This window comes from Acidimicrobiales bacterium (assembly GCA_035531755.1).
GTDB lineage: Bacteria > Actinomycetota > Acidimicrobiia > Acidimicrobiales > UBA8190 > DATKSK01.
Map to the genome: position 1 here is coordinate 1 of DATKSK010000035.1, position 23305 is coordinate 23305.

20 protein-coding genes are annotated in these 23305 nt (G+C 73.6%); 10 read left to right on the forward strand and 10 right to left on the reverse strand.

Going from position 1 to position 23305, the window contains the following annotated elements; translation table 11 throughout:
• The coding region (locus tag VMV22_07355; protein ID HUY22143.1) for a hypothetical protein at window positions 1-303 on the reverse strand (303 nt) is incomplete at its 3' end.
• Between the two features lie 738 nt (window positions 304-1041).
• Between VMV22_07355 and VMV22_07360 the strand changes: the two genes are divergently transcribed.
• Window positions 1042-2352, forward strand: coding sequence for a hypothetical protein (locus VMV22_07360; protein ID HUY22144.1), 1311 nt, complete (start codon window positions 1042-1044; stop codon window positions 2350-2352).
• Between the two features lie 323 nt (window positions 2353-2675).
• On the opposite strand, the gene VMV22_07365 is transcribed toward VMV22_07360, so the two are convergent.
• The 6 genes from VMV22_07365 to VMV22_07390 all read right to left on the reverse strand — a co-directional run bounded on the left by VMV22_07365 (window position 2676) and on the right by VMV22_07390 (window position 9298).
• Window positions 2676-2987: a hypothetical protein gene (locus VMV22_07365; GenBank protein HUY22145.1), complete on the reverse strand. Its 312-nt coding sequence runs from the start codon at window positions 2985-2987 to the stop codon at window positions 2676-2678.
• Between the two features lie 176 nt (window positions 2988-3163).
• On the reverse strand, window positions 3164-3589 hold the full coding sequence (locus tag VMV22_07370) for a hypothetical protein (protein ID HUY22146.1): 426 nt from the start codon (window positions 3587-3589) through the stop codon (window positions 3164-3166).
• 839 nt (window positions 3590-4428) lie between these two features.
• Window positions 4429-5571: a Gfo/Idh/MocA family oxidoreductase gene (locus tag VMV22_07375; protein ID HUY22147.1), complete on the reverse strand. Its 1143-nt coding sequence runs from the start codon at window positions 5569-5571 to the stop codon at window positions 4429-4431.
• A 220-nt stretch (window positions 5572-5791) separates the two neighbouring features.
• Window positions 5792-6616, reverse strand: a complete 825-nt coding sequence (locus VMV22_07380) for an RDD family protein (protein HUY22148.1) — start codon at window positions 6614-6616, stop codon at window positions 5792-5794.
• A 105-nt stretch (window positions 6617-6721) separates the two neighbouring features.
• Entirely contained in the window at window positions 6722-8314 is a 1593-nt protein-coding gene (locus tag VMV22_07385; GenBank protein ID HUY22149.1) for a hypothetical protein, read from the reverse strand.
• Between the two features lie 60 nt (window positions 8315-8374).
• Window positions 8375-9298, reverse strand: a complete 924-nt coding sequence (locus VMV22_07390) for an ABC transporter ATP-binding protein (GenBank protein HUY22150.1) — start codon at window positions 9296-9298, stop codon at window positions 8375-8377.
• A 184-nt stretch (window positions 9299-9482) separates the two neighbouring features.
• On the opposite strand from VMV22_07390, the gene VMV22_07395 reads away from it, so the two are divergent.
• The 3 genes from VMV22_07395 to VMV22_07405 all read left to right on the forward strand — a co-directional run bounded on the left by VMV22_07395 (window position 9483) and on the right by VMV22_07405 (window position 12050).
• Entirely contained in the window at window positions 9483-10232 is a 750-nt protein-coding gene (locus tag VMV22_07395) for a sulfite exporter TauE/SafE family protein (GenBank protein ID HUY22151.1), read from the forward strand.
• A 186-nt stretch (window positions 10233-10418) separates the two neighbouring features.
• A complete protein-coding gene (locus tag VMV22_07400; protein HUY22152.1) occupies window positions 10419-11309 on the forward strand; it encodes a TIGR03619 family F420-dependent LLM class oxidoreductase in 891 nt (296 codons plus the stop codon).
• Window positions 11310-11399: 90 nt separating this feature from the next.
• Window positions 11400-12050: an RraA family protein gene (locus VMV22_07405; GenBank protein ID HUY22153.1), complete on the forward strand. Its 651-nt coding sequence runs from the start codon at window positions 11400-11402 to the stop codon at window positions 12048-12050.
• Between the two features lie 42 nt (window positions 12051-12092).
• On the opposite strand, the gene VMV22_07410 is transcribed toward VMV22_07405, so the two are convergent.
• Together VMV22_07410 and VMV22_07415 are read right to left on the reverse strand one after the other, a co-directional pair.
• Window positions 12093-13043: a D-glycerate dehydrogenase gene (locus tag VMV22_07410; protein HUY22154.1), complete on the reverse strand. Its 951-nt coding sequence runs from the start codon at window positions 13041-13043 to the stop codon at window positions 12093-12095.
• Between the two features lie 92 nt (window positions 13044-13135).
• Entirely contained in the window at window positions 13136-13519 is a 384-nt protein-coding gene (locus VMV22_07415) for a cupin domain-containing protein (GenBank protein HUY22155.1), read from the reverse strand.
• Window positions 13520-13593: 74 nt separating this feature from the next.
• On the opposite strand from VMV22_07415, the gene VMV22_07420 reads away from it, so the two are divergent.
• The 4 genes from VMV22_07420 to VMV22_07435 all read left to right on the forward strand — a co-directional run bounded on the left by VMV22_07420 (window position 13594) and on the right by VMV22_07435 (window position 18289).
• Window positions 13594-14100: an ureidoglycolate lyase gene (locus VMV22_07420; protein ID HUY22156.1), complete on the forward strand. Its 507-nt coding sequence runs from the start codon at window positions 13594-13596 to the stop codon at window positions 14098-14100.
• A 163-nt stretch (window positions 14101-14263) separates the two neighbouring features.
• On the forward strand, window positions 14264-16771 hold the full coding sequence (locus VMV22_07425; protein ID HUY22157.1) for a GH116 family glycosyl hydrolase: 2508 nt from the start codon (window positions 14264-14266) through the stop codon (window positions 16769-16771).
• A 100-nt stretch (window positions 16772-16871) separates the two neighbouring features.
• A complete protein-coding gene (locus VMV22_07430; GenBank protein ID HUY22158.1) occupies window positions 16872-17471 on the forward strand; it encodes a YqgE/AlgH family protein in 600 nt (199 codons plus the stop codon).
• Window positions 17472-17656: 185 nt separating this feature from the next.
• On the forward strand, window positions 17657-18289 hold the full coding sequence (locus VMV22_07435) for a GNAT family N-acetyltransferase (protein HUY22159.1): 633 nt from the start codon (window positions 17657-17659) through the stop codon (window positions 18287-18289).
• 10 nt (window positions 18290-18299) lie between these two features.
• Here the strand turns inward: VMV22_07435 and VMV22_07440 are convergent, their stop codons facing one another.
• Window positions 18300-19271, reverse strand: coding sequence for a LysR family transcriptional regulator (locus tag VMV22_07440; protein HUY22160.1), 972 nt, complete (start codon window positions 19269-19271; stop codon window positions 18300-18302).
• A 259-nt stretch (window positions 19272-19530) separates the two neighbouring features.
• Between VMV22_07440 and VMV22_07445 the strand changes: the two genes are divergently transcribed.
• The gene (locus VMV22_07445; GenBank protein HUY22161.1) at window positions 19531-20985 is read left to right on the forward strand and encodes an HAD-IB family hydrolase; all 1455 of its coding nucleotides are present in this window, start codon (window positions 19531-19533) and stop codon (window positions 20983-20985) included.
• The gene (locus VMV22_07450) at window positions 20982-23270 is read left to right on the forward strand and encodes a MurT ligase domain-containing protein (protein ID HUY22162.1); all 2289 of its coding nucleotides are present in this window, start codon (window positions 20982-20984) and stop codon (window positions 23268-23270) included. The genes VMV22_07445 and VMV22_07450 overlap by 4 nt, the downstream gene beginning before the upstream one ends.
• Window positions 23271-23305 lie beyond the last annotated feature (35 nt).

Consider the following 23305-nt stretch of genomic DNA (forward strand, 5'->3'; position numbering starts at 1 on the left):
CGAGATGCCGAGCGCCCGGGCCACGTCACTGAGGGACGACCCCTGCTCCTTGGCCAGGTCGAACATGGCCAGACGGACCTGATGACGCACCGCCTCGAACTCCTCGATGGCTTCGGTCACCTCGCTGCGCCGCACCCGCCCGTCGAGGTTGTCCAGCGCGGTCACGAGGTTGGCACCCTCGTCGACCTTCGACGCGAGCCTGACGCTGGCCGTGTCGAAGCGCTCGAGGACGGCGCGGAGGCGTTCGACGATCCCGCTGAGCTCCCGCAGGTGATGTGACAGCTGGTCGCTCTTGACCGACATCGCGCGTGGCCCCCTTCACTCGTCGACAGGGCAAGCGGGCGTGGACCGAGGCTAGTTCTCGGCGCGCACCCGGACGTGGACGCGAAAACGCCCCCGAACGGGGGCGATCTCGCGGGTACATGCGTCGCTCGAGGTCCTTGAGCGGGGGGCCGGCCAAGGACCTCGGACCCAGCTTGGCCCAAGCATCCGGTGTTGTCAAGAGGTGTTGACAGGCGGCGTCGGGGCCGCAGGGGGCGCCGGAGGCCCGTCCCCGCCCGGTGTCGCCGGGCCCGGGTCCTCTCCTCGTCCCAGCTCGCCGGCCCGGCTGCGGATGCAGTTCGTTGTGCTCGCGCTTCGGCGCCTCGCGCAGAGGCAGCTCGAGGTCCATGTTGGCGCGGGCGTGAAGGGCGGCGAGCGTCGGTGAGCGGTCTCGTCGGGCGGCACGGCCCGGGTGACGAGACCGCGCACCGCCTGCCGACACGTCCATGTGCATCAGCGCCTCGGCTGCCACGCCGTCGTTCTCGACGATCAGCCGAGGCGGATGCGTTCGGTGCCGATGTGGTCGCGGCCGAGCGCCGTCGACTCCTCCTGGGCCAGCACGAGGATACGACGAGCCCGGTCGGTGAAGCGCTCGAACACCTCCACGGGATCCCCCCGGCGTCGTCGCCTGCCCGGGTCGGCAGCGCCCGGGACCCGGTCGTAAGCTCCGACGGTCTGCGTGGCCTCTGCACGACGGTGGAGAGGGGGAGGGCTCGGAAGGTGCGTCGGCGGTGGGTCGGGTTCGTGTCCACGCCCCTGCCCGCTTCCTGGCGCTACCTGTTCCTCGCCGGCACGTGCGTGGGCTTCCTGGCGGTCATCTTCGTGCGAGGAGGCCCCAACCCGGCGGAGACCGACGCCCACGCCGTGACGTACCCGGCGACGGCGATCTCCCACGGCGATCTTCGTCTCGCCGAGCAGCAGACCTACGTCCCCAACCCGCCGGGCTACCCGCTGCTGACAGCCCCCTTCGTGGTGGCCCTGCGGCCGTGGTTCGGATCGCCCCGGTGGTGCGACGACAAGCCGATCCCGGCACCGCTGCGCGGGTCGGGCGCGGCGTTCTACCGGACGATCCTGATGCCGTGTACCGCGCAACACCCGCGCGCCCAGGGGCCCGCGCTCCCGCACTGGTACCGCTCGCAGGCCATCTTCGTCGTCCTGGCGTGGGTGGTGCTGCTCGTGGGGGCCATCATGCTCTTGCGTTCGGCGGGAGCGGGCGGCGGTGCCGGGGAGCTCGTACTGGCCGTCGCACTTCTCGCCCTGCCCGCCACGACCGACGCCGTGGCGCAGACCTTCCACCCCCAGGACCTCGTGAGCGTCGGCTGCACGTGTGCGGCCCTCTCGCTGACGTTGCGGCGGCGCTGGGTCCCCGCCGGTGTGCTCCTCGGCGCCGCCTTCATGGGCAAGCAGTTCGCCGTGCTGGCGTTGCCGGCGCTCGTGGCCGCCGCCCCCGGATGGCGGCCACGAGCCCGGATCGTCCTGGCGGCGGCCGCCGTGGTGGCACTGGGGGTGATCCCGTTCTACCTCGCCGACCGGGTCGACACCGTGCACGCGCTGACGGCCTCGTACGTTGTCGGTGTGGGCGTGCTCAAGACGGCGACGGTGGTCGGGCTCCTCGACATCCAGGAGCAGACGAAGATCGAGCTGGCGCGCACCCTGCCGATCGTCGCCGCCGTCGTGCTCGCCGCCCTGGCGTGGTGGCGCGCCCGGGGCCGGCTGCTGGCGCCGGCGCCGCTCGTCGGGCTCGTCCTCGCCAGCCTCGCCCTTCGGCTCGTCTTCGAACTGGGGTTCTTCGACTACTACTTTCTGGCGGTGGGGGCGTTCCTCCTGGTGTTCGACCTCGTCAGGATGCGACCGCCGCTGTGGGCGATCGCCTGGATCGTGGCGACCCGTTTCGGCCTGACGGCGCTCGTTCCGTCGATCCCGATCGGGCTGACGGCCGCCCTGTTCCTGGCGGCCGCGGTCCTGCCTGTCGTGCTGGGCTCGGCGCCCGCTCTGACGGCTCGTCCGTCACGATCCGTGCTCGTGGAGTGACTCCGGGGGAGTATCGATCGTCGTTAGGGACTTTCGGCCCTTACGGCGTGTCAACCCCCGTGGCACCCTCGCAGAGACGACCACCAAGTGCAGATGCCCCCCATTTACCTTGGTCGCGTGTCTCTCGGTGAGGAGTGTGCAGCCCGACTCACCGAGGGCACGGTCGTCACCTCTCTTCTCTCCGGGTAACCCCGGCGCGCGTCACCCTTCGATGCGTGGCCGCCACATCGCTCCGGGGCGGACCGGTCCTGGAGCGGCAAGGCTCTCCGGCGGCGCCCGCCGGGGTGTTGCGGGGCCCCCGATTGCCCGCGCTGGGGGCAGTCCTACCTGTCGGCGGTGGGCCCGAAGGGCTCGCGCACGTCGCCGAAGGCGATGACCTCGCCGAAGACGGCGCCGTCCGACGCCCGCCTGATCCGGTAGCCGTCACGGTGCAGGGCGGCCACCTCGAACCCGGGGCTCCAGGTCCCGAGGTAGCGGTTGCGGACGGCGACCTTCGCACCGACCCGGTGGGCGCGTCCGCCGTCCGCGAGGGCCCGATCCGTGTGGCGTGCGTCGAAGCGCCTCGGGCTCGCGTGCGTCTTGCCGCCACGCGACACGTCCAACTGTTCCGGAATGTTCACGTCGACGATGCTCACGGGACAACCTCCTCGTGCACATGGCGCCGGCGGGCATGGCCGGCGGCTGGGGGAGACCTCGTGGCGTTTCGTCGTCGCGTCGCCGTAGGAACTTGACCCCTGTCACCGTCCGTGGCGGGACACCGTCACTGATGGCAGCGGTCAGGCACGAGCCGTCCCGGGCCCGCCCTTCGATGTCATGCGACGCAGGACGGGGCGGTGCCGGCAGCCGCGGCGGTGCGGGCCGAGCCGAGCGGGCCGGCGCATCGTTGCAGCGTGATGCGCAACGAGCCGGCGCCGTGTGCCGTCATGCTGCCGGCGAACCCGAAGCCCGAGAACTCGGTCGGCGCCCCCCCGGTCGTCCATCCCTGCAACGACAGGGCCAGCAGCACGGCCGTCTCGGCGACACCCGCGGCCATTGCAGCCGGGTACGAGTAGACGAGGTCGACGTCGTCCACCCCTCCGGCCGCGCCGCGCGCCGCGTCACGCTCCTGCAGCAACGTGAACCTGGGGGGAAGCACGAGGGACGCAGGGACGGCCGCGGGGCGCGGGACGTCGCGGACAGGCGACGCACCGGCCACGGACACGAGCACCGTGACCACGCCCACGATCACCGGAATCACCACCCGTCGCCACAGGCGTCCACGAGCGCGGGCGGCACCATCGCCGGCCCGGGCAGCGGCCCGCGCGTTGTCGTGCGGGTCGGGCGACGGCGAGATGTGCGGCTCGCCCGGCGTTCGCGGTGGAGGCGCCGGGGTGCCACCGGTGGTGCGGCAGAACTGTGTCCCCGGCGGCACTTCCCGCCCGCACACGGCGCAGAAGCCGAACCGGGCTTCGATGTCGGGCACGGGTGTGAGCAATCGCGCCGCCGCCTGCTGCTTCGCCGCTACTCGCCCCATGCGCAGTGCCCCCGTTGACGCATCAGTGTCCCGGCTGATCGTCCACGGGAGGATTCGCCGACCCGCCCGGGCGGTTGCACCTCTCGCGGCCCGGATGCTACCGGCTGGGCGTTGGGAACGGACGGAACAGAATTTCGCCGGCACGGGCCCCGGCGCCTCCGACCGCCCTTCGTGACATGACGTCGCCCTCGGCGCCCGGCGTGTCGCCGCGACAGGCCGATGGAACCCCCGAGGTCGAACGTAAGCGGGACGCCACGCCGAGGCGCCCCCGGGTTGCCGGCCGTCGCACTCGAGCGCGGCCGCCTCGGCGCCGTCCCCGTGCCCGTGGCGGCTCGCGAGGTGCGCAACGGCGTCGACGTCCGCGCGCCGCGTCCCCGCTGTGGCGCGCCCAGGGCGGACGCGGCGACCGGCCGGCGCCTGCTCCTGACCATGAGCGACTCCACCGCGGAGGTGTCGAAGGTGATGCCGGACCCTTCGAGGACCTCGGGTGTGACGAGCCCCTGGCCCGGAGCCGCCGTGCTCAGCACCCGGGTGGCGAGGTTCGCGGTGTCGCCCGTGGAGCCTCACACGGGCGCCACCTCCGTCCAGGCGCCCCCGGCCCGGGCCGAATGGCGCACGGCGTCGAGGACCGCCATCTGGGCGACGCCGTCCGCGAAGGTCGCGGGCTGGGGCCCCGCCGCCGGCCGGCCCAGGATGCGGTCGCGGAAGGCGGCCGCCAACCGGGTATAGGGGCCGTACTCGACGCCGAAGGTGATCATCTGTTCGTAGGTGGTCGTGACGGCCCCGTCGGGCAGGGGCGGGGCGGGGTCGCCGCGCAGGTCGTCGGGCACCGGGAGGCGGCGCACGCCCGAGGCGTCGGCGACCCGGACGGTGTCGCCCACGCCTTCGATCCAGGCCGAGCCGGTGGAGCCCGTGACCCTGGTCTCCACGATGATGCCCCGGTCCGAGGCCGTGCTCTGGAGCACGCCCACACACCCGGTGCGCATGCGGAAGTGGATGACGAAGCCGTCGTCGGCGGTCATGGGCCGTTCGACGACGTGGATGACCGACGCGCTCACGCCCTCGAACTCCCCGAGGGTGACGCGGATCTGGTCGATGAGCTGTGAGCCGTGGGCGCCCAGCCATCCGCCGCCGGCGTCGGCGTCGGCCCACCACTCGGGGAGCTGCGCCCCCGGGTCGGCGAGCATCGGGACGTGCATGAGCCACGTGGCGATCCGGGGCGCCCCGACGAGGCCGGCGCGCACGGCGTCGGCGAGCAGCGCCTGCCCGGCGTCGTAGCGGAACTCCGTCCCCAGCAGGTGAACGATCCCCTCCTGTTGCGCCGCCGCCAGCACGGCCCGCCCCTCGGCCGTGTTGCGGGCGAAGGGCTTCTCGCACAGCACGTGCTTCCCCGCGGCGATGGCTTCCAGGGCCAGCGGGGCGTGCGTGTGCGGGGGAGTCGCGATGGTGACAGCGTCCACGTCGACCGCCCCGAGCGCCTCGGCCAGCGTCGCGCAGGCGCGTGGCACCTCGAACAGGCGGGCGCGCTCGGCCGTCTTCGCCGGGTCGCGCCCCACCAGGGCGCGTACCTCCACCCCGGCGTGGTGCAGGGCGCGCACGTGCGAGTAGCACCCGAAGCCGGTCCCGACGACGACCGCGCCGAGCGCGCCGCCACCACCACCACCACCGACCGCGCCGCCGGTGTCGGGGCGGTCCGGGGCGCTCATGAGCGTCCCGGACCGGCGGCCCTGAGCACGGACCGGGCGGCGTCGGCGGCGGGGTGTGCAGCGGGCACGGCCCCCGACGTGTGCAGCGTGGCGTGGACCAGGTCCTCCTCGGGCTTGCCGGCGCACGGGGCGGTGTGGAGTCGGCCCGCAACGTCGGCGAACGTCCCTGTCTCGAGATCGTGGTGGAGCTCGAGGACTGATCGGTCGGGCGGCCACATGGTCACGTCTTCACGACGACGGTGTTGGTGACCTTGTCGTGAAGGGTCTGGCGGCGCTGGTCCCAGAGGGGGAACAGCATGTCCACGATCCACGGGAGGAACAGGACGACGGCGAGGAGGTACTCGAACACGACGCGGCCCAGCGCCCGCCCGTACCCGATCCCTCCACCGCCGGCGGCGTCGACCGCCCGTGCCCGCACCGCCATCATGCCCGGCGTCTGGCCGCGCCATCCGATGAACACCGTGGCGTAGATGACGACGATGAGCGCCGAGATGGCGACCCCCCGACCGGAGACGTTGAACCGCGACCCGTTGACGACCACGCTCTGGCGCACGGCGTGCAGAGGGAGGAGCACGACCGCGCCGATCACGCTGGTGATCAGCCAGTCGATCAGCCACCCGCCCACGCGCGCCCCGTAGCTGGCGAAGGGTGATACGGGGACCGTGTACCCGGGGCTCCACTGCGGCGCGCCCTGGGGTGCGCCGTAGGGCCCGCCGTACGCCGCACCGTATCCGGGTGGCGGTGGGGGGGGCGGGAAGCCGCCCGGCGGGGGCTGCGCCCAACCGCCGGCGGCGGGTGGCGGGTAGCCGGGCGCCTGCGGTGCCGGCGGCGGGTGGCCGTTCGGGTAGAGGGGAGGGGGCGGGTAGCCGGGTGGTGGGGATGGCGGGTACCCCGGCGGCGGGTAGTCCGGTGGCGCCGGGGGCGGGTAGTCCGGTGGAGACGGGGGTGCAGGCGCCGGTTCGGGGGAGGTGCCGGGCCCCTCCCCGTCGGGTCGCTCGCCGGGGATCGGGGACACAGGATCGTCGGTAGGGGGGGTGTCAGGCATCGCGCGTCATTGTGCCAGTCCCCAGGTCCGTCGCCCGGATCCGTTGCTGCCTCGAGGAAGCGCCGACGCCGGGTCGCGGTGTTGTGCGAACGCCAGGTCGCGGTGTCATGCCGACGCCAGGTCGCGGCGCCAGAATGCGATGCCGCCTGCAACGGCGGCGACGGCTCCCAACGCCGTGAGCACTGCCGAGCTGGTCCAGTCGGGGCTGGTGGCCGGCGCCGGGGCCATGTGGAACAGCAACGACGTGTCGAGGAACCAGTGATCGGCCCGCACGACCGTGCCCACGAGCTCGACGAGGAACGACCACGCGATCACCCCGTAGGTGACGATGGAAGCCGCCCGCGGTCGCACGCCGAGGACGAGCACGCCCACGCCCAGGACGAAGAGTGCGGGGGGCACCGTGTTCACGCCCGCCTCGAGGAGGCTGGTGATGCCGACGTCGGCGTGCTGGCTGAGGGCCCCCGCCCAAGCGAGGAGGGCCGTGACCATCGCACTCGCCACCACGAGGCCCACGGCCACCACGACGCGCCCGGTCAGCCACGCCACGCGCCCGACCCGACGGACGAGGAGATTGTCGAGGCGCCCGCCGGCCTCGTCGTCGCGCGCTGCGCTGACCTGCCCGCAGGCGACCACCGCCACCATGGCGGTCACGAAGAGAAAGGCGAAGCCGAGATAGGCGCCGGCGCCGGTGCCGTGGCCGCCGAGACGCGCCAGCGCGTCCGACACCGCCGTGGAGCCCGAGACCGACGACGTCGCCGATTGCGCGACGAGGCCCAGGACCAGTCCGGTCGCGCCCAGCGCCACCAGCCAGGCGATGCCCACGGGCCGGGCCAACCGGAGGGCGAGCCCGGTCGGGCCCGTCAGCAGCCTGGTGTGCGGTTCCCCGCGGTCGCGATCGGGCAGGACGCTGGCGCCGAGGTCGCGGGCTCCGGCGATCCGCGCGCTGGCGACGCAGAGCACCACCACCAGGAGGGCGATGGGAACGAAGGGCCCCGCGTGCGAGCCCGTCAACGGATGGAGCTCCTCGACCCAGCCGAGCGGGCTGACCCATGCCAACCAGTGCAGCCCCGTCCCGGCGTCGGCCACCATCCTGATCAGGTACGCCACGCCGAGGACCCCGCCGGCGAGGCCGGCGGCCTGACGACGGGTGGCGGCCACGTTGCCGGCGAGCGCCCCGAGCGCCAGGAACACGGCTGCGCTCGAGACCAGCGCGACGGAAAAGAACAGTGCGGCCTGGACCGAGATGCGGGGGTGGGCCGTGGAGGCGACCCCGACGGTGATGACGGCGGTGGTGGACCACAGCGCCCCGAGCCCGGCCCCGAGCCCGGCGAGGCCCTGGACCGCGGCCCGGCGCCTGGTGGTCTGTCCGCCCAGGAGGAGCTCCCACCGCCCGGCGTCCTCCTCGCCGCGCAGGAGCCGGGTCCCCGTGAGCAGTCCCCAGACGGCACCCACGATGCTCAGGATTCCGAGGCTCCGCCACGCCGTGAAGCCCGCCACGGTCTCGAGATGGCGGCCCGGCCCGATGATCGCCTCGATGCCGATGTTGGCGCCGAACGTGCGTGCGAACGCGGTCCGGGCCGCCACCGTCGGGTATGCCGAGGCGTACCCCTTCATCGAGGCGGCGACGTAGACACCGAACACGAGTCCCCAGATCGCCGCCGAGGTGCTCGCCCGCCGGGCCACCAGCCGTGCCACCACCGTCGAGGGAGACCTGCCCTCGGGACGCGCCCTCGGGCATGCCGTGGCGGTCACCATCGGTCAGTCCCCGTCGTCGGGCGCTCGTCGCAGCGGCCCGTCGTTGCCGTAGTGGGCCAGGAAGAGCTCCTCCAGCGACGGCTCGCGGCTGAGCAGCTCGCGGACACCCGTGTCGCCGAGTGCCGCCAGGAGGGGGTCGACGGGTCCCTGGACGTGGCATCGGAGCCGGTGCCCGTGCACCTCCACCGCCGACACTCCGAGGACCCCCGTCACGTCGGGCACCGGGCCGTCGAAGACCGCCTCCACCGAGAGCGCCGACAGATGGCGCATCTCCGCCAAGGTTCCCATCTCGACGAGCACCCCCTCCCGGAGGATGCCGATGCGGTCACAGAGGGCCTCGACCTCGCTCAGGATATGGGACGACAGGAAGACCGTCTGGCCCTGTGCCCGGGCCTCCTGGATGCATCGCCGGAAGGCCTGCTCCATGATGGGGTCGAGGCCGCTCGACGGCTCGTCGAGGACTAGCAGGTCCGGCCGGGTCATGAAGGCGGCGATCAGGATCAGCTTCTGGCGGTTGCCCTTCGAGTAGGCGCGCACCTTCTTCGACGGGTCGAAGGCGAAGCGCTCGATGAGCTCGTCGCGGTACGCGTCGTCGACCGCGCCCTGGAGACGACCGAGGAGATGCAGTGTCTCCGCACCGGTGAGCGAGGGCCACAGGTTGGTCTCCCCGGGCACGTAGGCGAGCCGGCGATGCGCCTCCACGGTCTGGCGCTGGCTGTCGAGGCCGAAGATCTCCGCGCTCCCCGACGTCGGACGGACGAGCCCCAGGAGGAGACGGATGGTGGTGGTCTTCCCCGCGCCGTTGGGGCCCAGGTAGCCCATGACCTCACCCGGCGCGATCTCGAGGTCCAGGTCCGTCAGCGCCGCGATCCGGCCGAAGTGCTTGGTCAGCCCGACAGTCCGGACGGCGGGTGTCCCCGTAGTCATGCGGCCTCCCTCTCGGTCTCGGGGCAGTCCTGAGGCTAAGAGGAGGAGTCGTGCCCGTCGAACATGGGGGGTTCTGTGCCTCGACCCGCCGGTGGCTGACCGCGTCGGGTTGTCGCTCCGGCACGGGGCAACGCGCCGGCCGAGCCGTGTTGAGCCTCGGTGCCCGCTCCGATAGACCCTGTCCATGTCGTTGCCCGCCGCCCTGGCCGTCGTCGGCGCGGGCCTGCTGGCGGGAACGATCAACACCATCGTCGGTTCCGGTTCGCTCATCACGTTCCCGACCCTGCTCGCCCTCGGGTTCACGCCTGTCGTGGCCAACGTGAGCAACACCGTGGGGCTCGTTCCCGGCTCCTTCAGTGGGGCTGTCGCCTACCGGGCCGAGCTGCGCGGCCAACGGCCCCGGCTGATCGTCCTGGGGACGGCGTCGGTCATCGGCGGCGCCACAGGAGCGCTCCTGCTCCTGAACCTGCCGGGCAGTGTGTTCCGGCACGTGGTGCCGGCGCTCATCCTGGTGGCCTGCGCCCTGGTGGCGCTCCAGCCGTGGCTGTCGGCGCGCTTGGCCCACCGGCGCGAGCGCCACGCCCACGGCGGCCCTGCGCTGTTTCTCTCGGTGTTCGCCACCGGGGTGTACGGGGGGTACTTCGGGGCCGCCCAAGGAGTGATCCTGGTGTCGCTCCTGGGCATCTTCTTCGTCGACCATCTCCAGCGGCTGAACGCCGCCAAGAACGTCCTGGCGCTGTTGGTGAACGGAATGGCCGCGGCGCTGTTCATCGCCTCGACCCACGTGTCGTGGGAGGCCGCGGGGCTCATCGCGGCGGGATCCGTCGCCGGCGGCCAGATCGGCGGTGTCGTGGGTCGCCGGCTCCCGACCCCGTTGCTGCGGGTCGTCATCATCCTCGTGGGCGTGACCGCCGCGGTGGCCCTCCTCGTCTGAGTCGCGTTCCCGGATCCCGTCGACCTGCGGTCGGGTGCAACGGCGTCCCGGGGCCCGGTCGGGGCGCCGGGGCCGGAGCGGGCCGGCCGCGACGAAACCCGCCATGATGTGCGCCGGCCGCCGACGGCTCGGACGGCCCCCGGCGATCGGCGACGCGTCGAACGTGACGCAGTGAGGAGGGCAGCGGTGCGGCTGGGCATCGTGACCCCGGTGGTCAACCTGAACCCCCGGTTCGACCCTCCGCCGTGGGAAGTGGACGGGGGGATCGACGACATCGTGGCGGTGGCCCGGGCCGCCGAACGTCTCGGGTACGACTGGGTGTCGTGCCCCGAGCACATCGCCATTCCCGAGGAGGTGGCGGGCGCCCGGGGTGCGCGGTACTGGGACCCCCTGACGACGCTGAGCTTCGTGGCCGCCACGACGAGCACCATCGGCCTGCTGTCCCACGTCCTCGTCCTCGGCTACCACCACCCCCTCGACGTGGTCAAGCGCTTCGGGACGCTCGACGTCGCCAGTGGCGGCCGGGTGATCCTCGGCGTCGGCGTCGGTTCGCTCGAGGCGGAGTTCGACCTGCTCGGCGCGCCGTTCGCCGATCGCGGTGCCCGCGCCGACGACGCCCTGCGGGCCATCCGGGCGTCGTTCGCCCGGGCGCGGCCGAGCTACTCGGGCACCCACTACCGCTACGAGGGGTTCGTCGTGGAGCCCAGCGGCGCCCAGGAGGGTGTGCGCATCTGGGTGGGTGGTCGCACGCGGCGGTCGCTGCGGCGCGCCCTCGAGCTCGGGGACGGGTGGATACCCTTCGGCCTCGGGCTCGACGACCTCGGGGCCCTGCTGTCCGCCCCCGACGTCACCGCCGCCCTCGCCGCCCGCGCCGGCCGGTTCGACATGGTGCTCGCCCCCGAGCCTCCGCTCGACCCGCTGGGCGATCCCGATGCCGCCGTCGCCGCGGTGCGCGCCTATGGCGACATCGGGGCCACCGGCCTGTCCCTTCGCTTCCGGCACCGGTCGCGCGCCCACTACGTCGAACAGCTCGAGGCCATGCGGTCCGCCGCGGCCGCCGCCTCGGACGGTCGCTGAGGACCCGCCGGGTCGGTACGCTCGGCGGCCGACGCCGGGCCCGCCGTCGACCGAGAGAGCACGGGCCCACCCGAGGAGAGCCGCACGCCGATGCCCAGCCCAGTCGACCCCGTCGCCGCGATCACCGAGCACGCCGCCGCGCTCCTCGGACTCGGGGCGGCCACGGTGGGCGAGTCCGGCGGCCTGCCCATGCGTGCCCGGGTACGCGCCGCCTGGCCCGGTGCCCGCCTGGCGGCACCGGCGTTCCCGGTCCGGTGCACGCCCGGCGACAATCTCGCCGTCCACGTGGCGGTGGCGCGTGCCCCTCGCGGCTGCGTGCTGGCCGTCGACGTGGGGGACGCCGAGGAATTCGGCTACTGGGGCGAGGTGCTGACGACCGGGGCGGAGGCCCGGGGCCTGGTCGGGCTCGTGATCGACGGCGGCGTCCGTGACACCGCGGCCTTGGCGGCCCACGGCTTCCCCGTGTTCTCCACGACGGTGGCGCTGACGGGCGCCTCCAAGGTGTCGCCGGGCGTCGTGGGCACGCCCGTCGACGTCGGGGGGGTGACGGTGGCGGCCGGGGACTGGCTGGTGGGCGACGGCGACGGTGTCGCCGTCGTGCCCGCCGCCGCCCTCCACGAGGTGTTGGCGGCGGGGCGGGCCCGCGACGAGAAGGAGCGCGCCCTGTTCGTCGCCCTGCGCGCCGGCGCCACGACGCTGGAGCTGCTCGGGCTCGACCCGTCGCCTGTGTCCGGGAGCTGAACGCCGGGTCGCCCGCGTGGCGGCGATGCGAGGGGCGTTCGCCTACGGCCCGACGAGGTTGGCCGGCATCCGGCCGGCCAACACGTCGCACACTCCCTGGCCGGCCACGCGTGCCATCTGCGTCCGGGTCGCCCGGCTGGCGCTGCCGATGTGGGGGAGCAGCACGGCGCGCGGGGCGCTCAGCAGGCGCGGGTGCACGAGCGGCTCCCGCTCGAAGACGTCGATGCCCGCGGCGAGGATGGCACCGCTGTGCAGTGCTTCGGCCAGCGCCTCCTCGTCGACGACCGGACCGCGGGCGGTGTTCACCAGCACGGCATGGGAGCGCATCAGCGACAGCTCCCGGCCACCGATGAGATGCCGAGTGGCGTCGTTCAGGGGGACATGCAGGCTCACGATGTCCGCTTCGGCCAGGAGCTGGTCGAGCACCGGGACGTACCCGGGCATCCCCGTGTCGCTGCGGCTGTGGTGGAGGACCTGCATGCCGAACCCCGAGGCGCGGCGGGCGACGGCCCGGCCGATGCGCCCGTAGCCGACGAGCCCCAGGGTCGCCCCGTGCACGTCGTGGCCCAGGTACTGGTTGATGCCCCAGCCGGGCCAGTCGCCCGCTCGGAGGTCACGCTCCGCCTCCGACGCCAGCCGACACGCCGCCAGCACGAGAAGGAACGCCAGGTCCGCGGTGGTCTCGTCGAGGACCCCGGGTGTGTTGCATACGGCCACGCCCAAGGCCCGGGCCGTCTCGACGTCGATGTTGTCGTAGCCCACGGCCACGTTGGCCACGACCCGGAGGCCCCGCGCCGCCCCGGCGCGCAGGACCTCCTCGTCGATCCGATCGGTGAGCAGGCACACCAGGGCGTCGACGGTCCCCGCCACGGCCACCAGCTCCTCGTGGGAGTAGGGCGTGTCGTCACGTCGCTGGACGACGTCGTGCCCGGCGTCCACGAGGGGGTCGAGCCCACCGTCGGGCAGGTGGCGGGTGACGAGGACTCGGGCCACGACGCGGTGACGGCGCGGTCAGGCGGCCGTCGACGACGACACCGACAGCGTCGCCATCCGGCCGGCGCGAACCGGCGTGCGGCCATCCACGGTCAGTGGTTCGTGTAGTCGATCGCGCCGGCGCCCTTGACGCCGATCGCGAAGCAGAAACAGTGGATGGGGGCGTGGTCGCTCACGGGACGCAGGCTGTGCACCTTGTCGGGTGGGATGTACACCAGGTCCCCCTGCACGATGGGGCGGTCCTCGCCGTCGATGGTCATGATGCCCCGACCGGAGGTGACGTAATAGAACTCGTGGGTCGGGTGCGAGTGCGGGTCCACGTAACCGCCGCCGGCGACCTCGAACTCGTTGGCGAGCTCGAGGAAGCCCCCGTCGGTGATCTGCTTCATCTCGCCCGCCTTGACCAACCACCACACGGGGACGGTGCCGTTGTGCTCCACCTTGGGCTCGACGTCCTCGATGCTCCGAACGTCCATGACGTCCCCTCCTCGCTCCCGGTCGACGGCTCGTAGACTGACGGCGTCGTCAGCGTAGATCAGGGGGACGCCGCATGGCCGAGGGCACGAGGCGCGTCGACGCCGAGGGCGTCACCGGGGAGACGTGGGCGCCGTTCGGCTGGATACCCCTCCCCGACACCGACCCGGACGACGGGGCCCACCGCCTGGAATTCGAGTGGGGTGATCCCCACGTCAACGTGATCAGCCACGCCCCGGACGAGGTGGTGCGGGAGGGGGACGGGCTCGTCTGTGACCGGATGTACCGCCACGACACCCACACCCAGGTGTTGATGACGCTGAACGGCCCGTCGGTGATCGCCGTGGCCCCGGCCGACACCGACCTGTCCACCCCTGCCGGCCTCGCCGCGGTGCGGGCCTTCCGGCTGGAGACCCAGGATGCGGTGGTCCTGCACCGCGGCACCTGGCACTGGGGCCCCTTCCCCCTGGGAGCCGACCCGGTCCTCCTGTTCAACGTCCAAGGGCTCGGCTACGTCCGCGACAACGCGTCGGCCGACCTCGGCGGTCTCGGCGAGAAGCTCCTCGTCGTGGCGGGGGACTGAGCCGGGCGGCCGCCGGGCGCCGCCTTCGGGGCCCGGTCCCGCCACCGGCTCCGCCCAGCGGGCGAACGCCATCACCCGCCGCAGTCGGCGACAATGACCGCGTCATGGGCCATCGGACGCGTCACCGGACTTCGCCGTCCGGCGACGCGGTCTCGGTGGGACCGTGAGGATCTCCCGGCGGCGACTGCTCGCCGCCGCCCCGCTGGCGGCGGCGGCGGTCGGGCTCGCCTCGTGCGGTGGCGCCGGGGACGACGAAGACCACCCGCTCGGGCTCCTCTCCCACGGGCCCCAGCTGTGGGACATCCCCGATGCCGCCTGGCGCCGGTCCCTGGGCAGCCATCCGCCCGGGGCGACCGGGTCGTTCTCGCCCATCGGGACGTCGGCGCGGCCCGTCAGCCGGACCAAGCGGGGGATCCCCGTCGGCGGCATCGGGACGGGGGCCTTCATGGTGAACCTGTCAGGGTCGTTCGGGCCCTGGCACCTCGACATCGGCGGTGACGACTCGGTGGGCTCCCACTGGGGTTCCCCGGTGAACAGCGGGTTCGAACAACGGTTCCTGGCCGAGGCGGCCTTCCACGTCCGCCTGTCCACGGGCCCGTCGCCCACCGTCGTGGCTCTCGCCACGGAGGACCTCCTCCCGGCCTGGCAACTGCTCGAGCCGGGCGCCGGGCTCTACGCCGCGCTCTTCCCCAAGGCCTGGTTCGTCTACGACGACCTGCCCCTCCCGGTGGCCCTCAAGCAGTTGACCCCGTTCGTGGCGCGCGACGAGCGCCGGTCGTCGTTGCCGGGGGGGCTGTTCCAATTGGCGGTCGCCAATCCGACCAACGCGCCGGTCGACGTGGCCTGCATGCTCAGCTTCCCGAACGCGCCGTACCGCATGCCCACGACCGAGTACGAGTACACGCGCAAGGGACTGCGTTCCGCAGCGGTGCGGGCACCGGGCATCGCCGGCGTCCGCCTGCAGGCCCAGCACCCCGAGAACGTGGCCGAGACGCAGCGCACCGAGTGGGTGATCGCCGCCAAGGGACCGCGAGGGTCGTCGCTCACCACGACCGAGGACTGGGCGACCGACGGCGACGGGTCGGACCTGCTGGCCGCGTTCAACGCAGGCTCGCTCCCCGACCGGCCGCTCGATCCACGAGGGTTGGGCCTCGGCGGCGCGGTCTGCGTGTCGTTCTCGTTGGCACCCGGCGAGCGCCGGGCAGCCACGTTCGCGCTGACATGGGACTTCCCCGTGGTGCAATTCCGCAACCCCATCGACGGGACCAAATGGTGGAAGCGCTATACCGAGTGGTACCGGGGGCCGTACCGGGGATGGGCGATCGCACGCGACCTCCTCGACGGCGCATCGCGGCTCGAGCGTGGCATCGACGCGTGGTGGTCCCCGGTCGCGCAGGACCCGACGTATCCCCTCTGGCTCCGCAGCGCGGCGCTCAACGAGCTCTACTACGACGTGTTCGGCGGGGTCTTCTGGGAGAACGGCTGCATCTCGAAGCCCAAACGCGCCGGGGCCCGCCCGGGCCAGCACCTCTATTTCGCCCTTGAGACCGACGTCTTCCGGGACTGCGAGTCGATGGACGTGCGCCACTACGAGACCCGTCACCTGCTCCAGCTGTTCCCGACGATCGAGCGCGACGTGCTGCTCGGGTGGGCGGACCTCGTCGCCGCCGACCCCAAGGGCCGGACGCCGCACGACGCCGGCAGCCCCGTGGACGACCCGTGGTTCGTCGTCAACCAGTACTCGGCCACGCGGCCGGGGGAGTCGCCGGTCGGCATCGACTGGCTCGACCTCCCGGCGAAGTTCGTCCAGCAGGCCCACGCCTACTGGACCTACACCGACGACGACACGTTCGCGGCGGACGTCTACCCGTCGTTGCGCCGGGCCATGGCCCACCTGATGGCGCGGGACCACGACGGCGACGGGATACCCGACGCCCTCGGCCTGTGCACGACCTACGACGCCATCGACATGGTGGGGGCGGCCATCTACGTCGCCGCCCTCACCATCGGCGCCTGTGAGGCCATGGCCGACTTCGCCCTCGTGCTGGACTCGTCTGCGGTGCAGGAGCAGTGGGCCGACGCCGCCGCCAAGGCGAGGGCGTCGGCGGAGGCCTCGCTGTGGGTCGACGCGGAGGGCTATTACAAGCTCGACACGGACGGGCCCTACAGCACCGCCTTGCTGGCGGACGCGCTGTGCGGCCAGCGCTATGCGGCGGGCGACGGCCTGGCCGACGTGCTCGACACCCAGCGCATGGCGTCGCATCTGTGGAGGGTCTACCAGCGCAACGTGCTGGGCGTCTCGAACGGGCAGTTCGGCGCCGTGAACGCCGTGGACACGTCGGGCGAGCCCGTGGCCACCGCGCAGGGAGAAGCGGTGTGGCCCGGGGGGACGTACTACACGGCCTCGCTCATGCACACCATCGGGACGGCCGCCGGCCGCGACGACCTGGTGGCGGCCGCGCTCACGACCGGATACGGCGTGTACCGCACGACGTACGCCGACGACCGGACGGCGTTCTGGTTCGACACGCCCGCGCTGTGGCTCCCCGGGGAGGCGCCCGGTGACCCGATCCGGTACCGCGGCGCCCAGTACCAGCGGAGCCGGGCCGCCTGGGAGCTGCTCGTCGCCATCAAGGACCCGTTCCCACCGGGTTGGAGCCCGTCGGCCTGACCGGCCCGGTCCACCGGCCACCGGACCGGCCCGGTCCACCGGCGACCGGACCGGCCGGGGGTGCCAGACGGACGGCACCGTGGCGGGCCATGATCGGACGATGGTGCGACACCCATCGCAGTGGGGTGCCGGGCGTCCCGCCGCCGACCTCACCGGCCGACTGCTGGTGGCGTCCACGCGGCTCGGTGACTCGAACTTCGAGGGGACGGTCACGCTCCTGCTCGACCACGGGCCCGAAGGGGCACTGGGGGTCGTCCTCAATCAACCCACGCCCGTCCCCGTCGGGGAGATCCTGGCGCCGTGGCAGGAGGAGGCCGAGCGGGTCCCCCCCGGTGTCGTCTTCCGGGGAGGGCCGGTGTCGCCCGACGCCGTGATCGGCCTGGCACGCGCCGCCGCCCCCGTCGAGGATGCCCTGGGATGGCGATCGGTCATGGCGTCGGTCGGCACCGTCGACCTGGCCGTCGGGCCCGAGGCCCAGCCCGTGGTGCTCGCCGGCGCCCGGCTCTTCTCGGGGTACGCGGGCTGGGCGCCCGACCAGCTCGAGTCCGAGCTCGGCGAGCGGGCGTGGTTCGTGCTCGAGGCGCTGGAGTCCGACGTGTTCTGCACCGACGCCGACCGGCTCTGGCACGACGTGTTGCGCCGCCAGGGCGGCGAGCTGTCGTTGCTCGCCGCCTACCCGAAGCACCCGACGCTCAACTGAGCGGGAGGGGCCCCGGCGGGCCGGCGTCAGGCCCGGTTCCAGGCCCGGTTCCAGGCCCGGTGCCAGGTGCGGTGTCAGGGGCCGGTGCAGGGGTCGGTGCCAGGGGTCGGTGTCATGGGCGGTGCCATGGGCGGTGCCATGGGCGGTGCCATGGGCGGTGCAGGGCCGGCGGTACCATGCGCCCGGTGACGACCGGCCGCGGCGCGCCTCATGCTGTGCGACGAGCCGTCCCGTCCGATGTCGACGCGTTGGTGGAGGTCCTGGCGCGCGCCTTCGACGACGACCCCGTGCCGCGATGGATGTTCCGCGGCGACCGGCGCCGCCATCGTGGCCTGCGCGCCTTCTTCAGGATCCAGATCCGCCACACCTACCTCGAGCGCGGCGAGGTGTGGACGACCGACGAGTTGGCCGGCGCGGCGATGTGGGCTCCGCCCGGCAAGGCGCGCGCCGGGTGGCGCGACGTCGCCAACCTGGTGCCCGTCCTGCCGTATCTGGTGGGACTGGGGCGCGACACCCCCGACGCCGCCCGCATGCTGGCGGCGGTGGACGCCGCCCGGCCCCGCGAGCACCACTGGTACTTGGCGACTCTCGGCACCGATCCCGATCACCAGGGGAGCGGTGTCGGTTCCGCGCTCCTGCGGGCCGTGCTCGGACGCGTGGACGCCGAGGGGTTGCCCGCGTACCTGGAATCGTCCAAGGAGAGCAACGTGCCGTTCTACGCGCGGCACGGCTTCGGGGTCACCGGCGAGATCCACACGCCTCGCGGCGGGCCGACGCTGTGGTTGATGTGGCGCCATCCCCGTCCGCCGAACGCCTGACCGGTGGCAATCAGCCGTTGGGCATTCCCACGGCGCGCAGTGACCCCTCGGCGCGCGTGCGTTGCTCGGGGTGGATGGCATGCAGCCCGGGGGGGAGGCGGTCGGGCATCGCCATCAGCTGGCGCACGGTGTCGAGCACCACGCGGGCGGGCGCGGACGGCAGACCCCGACTGCGCTGGGCGATGCCGACGCGCCGGGGCAAGAGCCCGTCCACCGCCACCAACCGGAAGCGGGGGCGCAGGTGCGGCGGGACGGCGGTGGCGGGGAGCACGGCGGGGCCGTAGCCCTCGAAGGTGAGCGAGGCCAGGAGGCGCACCCCGTCGAGCTCGGCCCGGGGCCGGAGCCGCACGCCGACCGGCTTCACCGCGGCGTCGATCTCCGACCGGAAGGGGGTGCCCGGAGCGGGCAGGAGGAGCTCGAAGCGCTCCAGGTCGGCGAGGTCGATGCGCTCGGCGCCCGACAGCGGGTCGCCGTCGACCGGGACGACCAGGACGATGTCCTCGTCGAACAGCGGTTCGAAGACCAGGTCGCGCCCGGGCACGGGGAACGTCAGCACGGCGAGGTCGAAGCGCCCGGCGGCCAGTTGGGGCTCCAGCCCGAGGGTGGTGCCGTCCGCCACCGTGAGGTGGAGGCGGGGATGGTTCTCGGCGAGCTCGGCGAGCAGCATGGGCACGAGCCAGCGGGCCGTCGTGCCGATCATGCCCATGCGCACGTTCCCGGCCACGGCCTCGCGCAGGGCGCCCACGTCGGCCCGCAGGGCGTCGAGCTCGCCCAGCACCCGGTAGGCCCGGGCCACCACGACCTCTCCCTCGGCGGTCAAGCGCCCGGCCGAGCGGTCGACGAGGGTGCTGGCCAGCTCCCGCTCGAGACGGGCCACGTGGGCCGAGATGTTCGACTGGACGGTGCCCAGGTGATCGGCTGCCGATGAGAACGAACCCTGTTCGGCCACCGCCACCAGCGCCTGGAGGTGCCTGATCTCCATCGCTATTTACGATACCACCAATCTGTAATAGCTGTTTGACTGATCGAGAGCGATCCTCCACAATGGTCCCCAGAGACCCCAGGATCCGGACACCCCCCCTCCGTTCCTGTCGAGTCGGTGCGAAGGGACCGGTCCCCCTCCGGTCCCTTCGCCGCGTCCGGGCCGGGTTCGTCCGGGTCGCCGTGCCGTCGGGGTCGCCGTGCCGTCGGGCGCCGACGGTCCGGCGGCTCGACGGGCGGGTGGCGGTATCGTCTCGGCCATGGTGACGGACCGCTCGCCGCAGACCCATCACCACAACGGCTCGGCCGACCCCGAGGACCCCTCGGTGGCCCGGGCTGCGGTGTTCGTCGACCTCGACAGGACATTGCTGCGGGGTGCGAGCGGCCTCGTCCTCAGCGCGGCGATGCACGCCGAGGGCCTCTTCGAGGGCCGCCGGTCGGTCCCCGGCGAGCGCCTCGCCTACGGCCTGTACGACCTCATGGGGGAGAGCCTGGCCTTCATGGCGATGGTGCGCGCCGCGCCCCGCTTCGTGCGTGGCTGGCCCGTCGAGTCGGTGTGCCGGGCGGGGGAGCTTGCCGCCCCGGAGCTCGCCGAGCTGGTGCAGCCGTATGCGCCCGGCGTGCTGGCCGAGCACCGCGAGGCCGGGCGCCTGCTGGTGCTCACCACGACGACTCCGGTCGACCTCATCACCCCGTTCGCCACGCTGTTCGGGTTCGACCACGTGCTCGCCACCCGGTACGCCCGCGCCGAGGGCCGCTACACCGGGGGGATCGACGGCGGTTTCGTGTGGTCGACCGGGAAGCTCGCGGCCGTGCGTCGGTGGGCCGAGCGGTCCTCGGTGGACATGGCGCAGAGCCACGCCTACTCCGACAGCGTCTTCGATCTTCCGCTCCTGAGCGCCGTGGGCAGACCCCATGCCGTCAATCCCGATCGACGCCTGCACGCCGTCGCCCTGGTGCGGCGCTGGCCGGTCGAGCGTTGGGACCGTCCTCCCGGTGTTCCCAAGGTCGGGGGCCTCGAGCCCTACGACATTCTGCGACCCTGGGTCCGCCCCGCCCTCATCCCCTACGCCCGCTTCGACATCGACGGGGTCACCCGCATCCCCACCCGCGGGCCGGTCATCCTGGCCGCCAACCACCGCAGCTACTTCGACGTCGTCGCCCTGGCGATCGTGGCCGCGCGCCTCGGCCGCCCGGTGCGCTTCCTGGCCAAGCGCGAGCTGTTCGACGCCCCGGTGGTGGGGCAGATCGCCCGGGCGCTCGGTGGCATCCCCGTGGACAGGGGGAGCCGATCCGACGCGCCGCTGCGCGAGGCCCGGCGCGCCCTGGAGGCCGGGGAGGTCGTCGTCATCCTTCCCCAGGGGACCATCCCCCGCGGCAGGAAATTCTTCGACACGGTGCTGCACGGCAAGTCGGGCACAGCGCGCCTGGCGGCGATGACCGGCGCCCCCGTGATCCCGATCGGCGTGTGGGGGACCGAAGCCGTGTGGCCCCGTTCGGCGCGCGTCCCCGACGTGGGCAACCTGCTGCATCCCCCTCCGGTGCGCGTCCGGGTGGGCAAGCCCGTCCCCCTGGGACTGTGCGATGCCGCCGCCGACACCGAGGCGATCATGTCCGCCATCGCGGCGCAGCTCCCGGCCGAGGCGCAGCGACCGCACCAGCCCACGGCCGAGGAGCTGGCCCGCACCTACCCACCCGATCACGCCGAGAAGTGACGGGGCGGCCCGTCGACGGCGTGCTGCCCCTGCGGTCCCGACTCGCCGGCCGGGCGTCGGTGGCGGTGAGCGCGGCGTCACGTCGGTTGCGTCTGGGCGGCGGGTCGGTCATCGGCGGCCGCGTGGGGCTCTTGATCGCCCCCGACCTCCTGGCCGGGCTGACCGTCGGGCGCCAGGTGGCGCTGGTCACCGGGACGAACGGCAAGACGACCACGACGCGGCTGCTGGCCGCGGCCCTGGGAGGGCCGGACGCGGTGGCCACGTCGGTGGCGGGTGCGAACCTCCCGCCGGGCCTGGCGGCCGCGCTGGCGGCGGCGCCGCTCGGGGTGCCGGCGGTGCTGGAGGTGGACGAGGGGTACCTCGGCCGGGTGGCGGCGGCCGTGCACCCCGCCGTCGTGGCCCTGCTCAACCTGTCGCGCGACCAGCTCGACCGGGTGAGCGAGGTGCGCATGGTGGCGGCACGCTGGCGCGCCGGGCTCTCCTCGGCATCCGGCACGGTCGTCGTGGCCAACGCCGACGACCCGCTCGTCGTCTGGGGCGCCCAGGGTGCGTCACGCGTGGTGTGGGTGGCGGCCGGACAGCTGTGGCATCAGGACGCCGTGGGCTGCCCGTCGTGCGAGGGCCACATCGTCTTCGGCGCCGGCGGCGACTGGTGGTGCACGTGCGGGTTCCGCCGCCCGCGTCCCGACGCCGAGCTGCGCGGGGAGACGCTCGTGGCCGGCGACGGCCGGCACCTCCCGGTCCGGCTGGCGCTCCCGGGCCGGTGCAACCGCGCCAACGCCGCCGTGGCCGCCGTGGCCGCCGGCCTGCTCGGAGTGGACGAGGCCGACGCGTTGCAGGCCATGGAGTCCGTCGGCGACGTCGAGGGTCGTTTCGCCCGCCTGGTGCATCGCGGCACGACGGTGCGGCTCCTCCTGGCCAAGAACCCCGCGGGGTGGACGGAGCTGCTCGACCTCCTGGAGGGCGGCACTGACCCGGTGGTGATCGGGATCAACGCCCGCATCGCCGACGGGCACGACCCGTCGTGGTTGTGGGACGTTCCCTTCGAACGGTTGGCCGGCCGCCTGGCGGTGGCGACCGGTGAGCGCCGGCTCGACCTGGCGGTTCGCCTCCGCCACGCCGGCGTGGCCCACGTCACGGTCGCCGACGAGCTCGCCGCCGTCACGGCGACGGGTGCGCCGGAGGTGGAGTACGTCGGCAACTACACGGCGTTCCAGTCGCTGCGTCGGCGGCTCGCCCCCACCGGGCCCCGACCTGGCGGGCCGCCGAGCGCCGGAGTGGCGCCAGGTCCGGCCGTGCCGCCGGGTGGCGCACCTGCCGGTGGCGTTCCGACCGTGTGGCCGGCCGCGACGGTGGCGGCGCCCGGCATGCCGGTGCGCGTCTCGGTCGCGACCGGTGACGAGCCGGACGCGCCGGCCGCACCCGCGGCCCGGCGCGCGCGCCCCCGAGCGGGGGGAACCTCGGCGCTCCGGGTCGTGGTGGTCCATCCCGACCTGCTCGGGACGTACGGCGACGGGGGCAACGGGCGAGTCCTCGCGGGCCGCGCCGTCTGGCGCGACATACCCGTCGAGCTCGTCCACGCCCTCTCCGACGCGCCGCTTCCCGCAAGTGCCGACGTCTACCTGCTCGGCGGGGGCGAGGACGGTCCGCAGGTGCAGTCGGCCCAGCGGCTGCGCGACGGGGCGCTCGCCACAGCGGTCGGTGCCGGCGCCGTGGTCCTGGCCGTGTGTGCCGGGTACCAGGTCGTCGGCACCGCCTTCCCGGGTGCCGACGGGCGCCCGCACCCCGGTGTCGGCCTCCTCGACGTCGTCACCGTGAAGGGCACGGGTCGTCGCGCTGTCGGCGAGCTGGCCACCGAGCCCATGCCCGGCGCAGCCGACGACGCCCCCGATCCCGTGCCTCTCGAGACGTTGACCGGCTTCGAGAACCACGGGGCGGTCACCCGCCTCGGTCCGGGCGTGCGTCCGCTGGCGCGTGTCCTCGTGGGTGTGGGCAACGGGGCGGGCGACGGGGCCGACGACACGGACAGCACCGACGGGGCGCGGGCCGGCAGGGTGATCGGCACCTACCTCCACGGTCCTGCGCTGGCGCGCAACCCCGCGCTCGCCGACCTCCTGTTGGCATGGGCCGTGGGGGAGGCCCCGGCGCCGCTCGCCGACGACGAAGAGCGGGCGCTTCGGGCCCAGCGCCTGGAGGCCGTCGGCGTGCGCGGCGGCCACCGCGCCGGCAGCGCCGGTGACGGGCTGCGCAGGATACGCGGCCTTCTGCGGACGCGACGGACGTAGGGCACCCGTCACCCGTCACCCGTCACCCGTCGTGT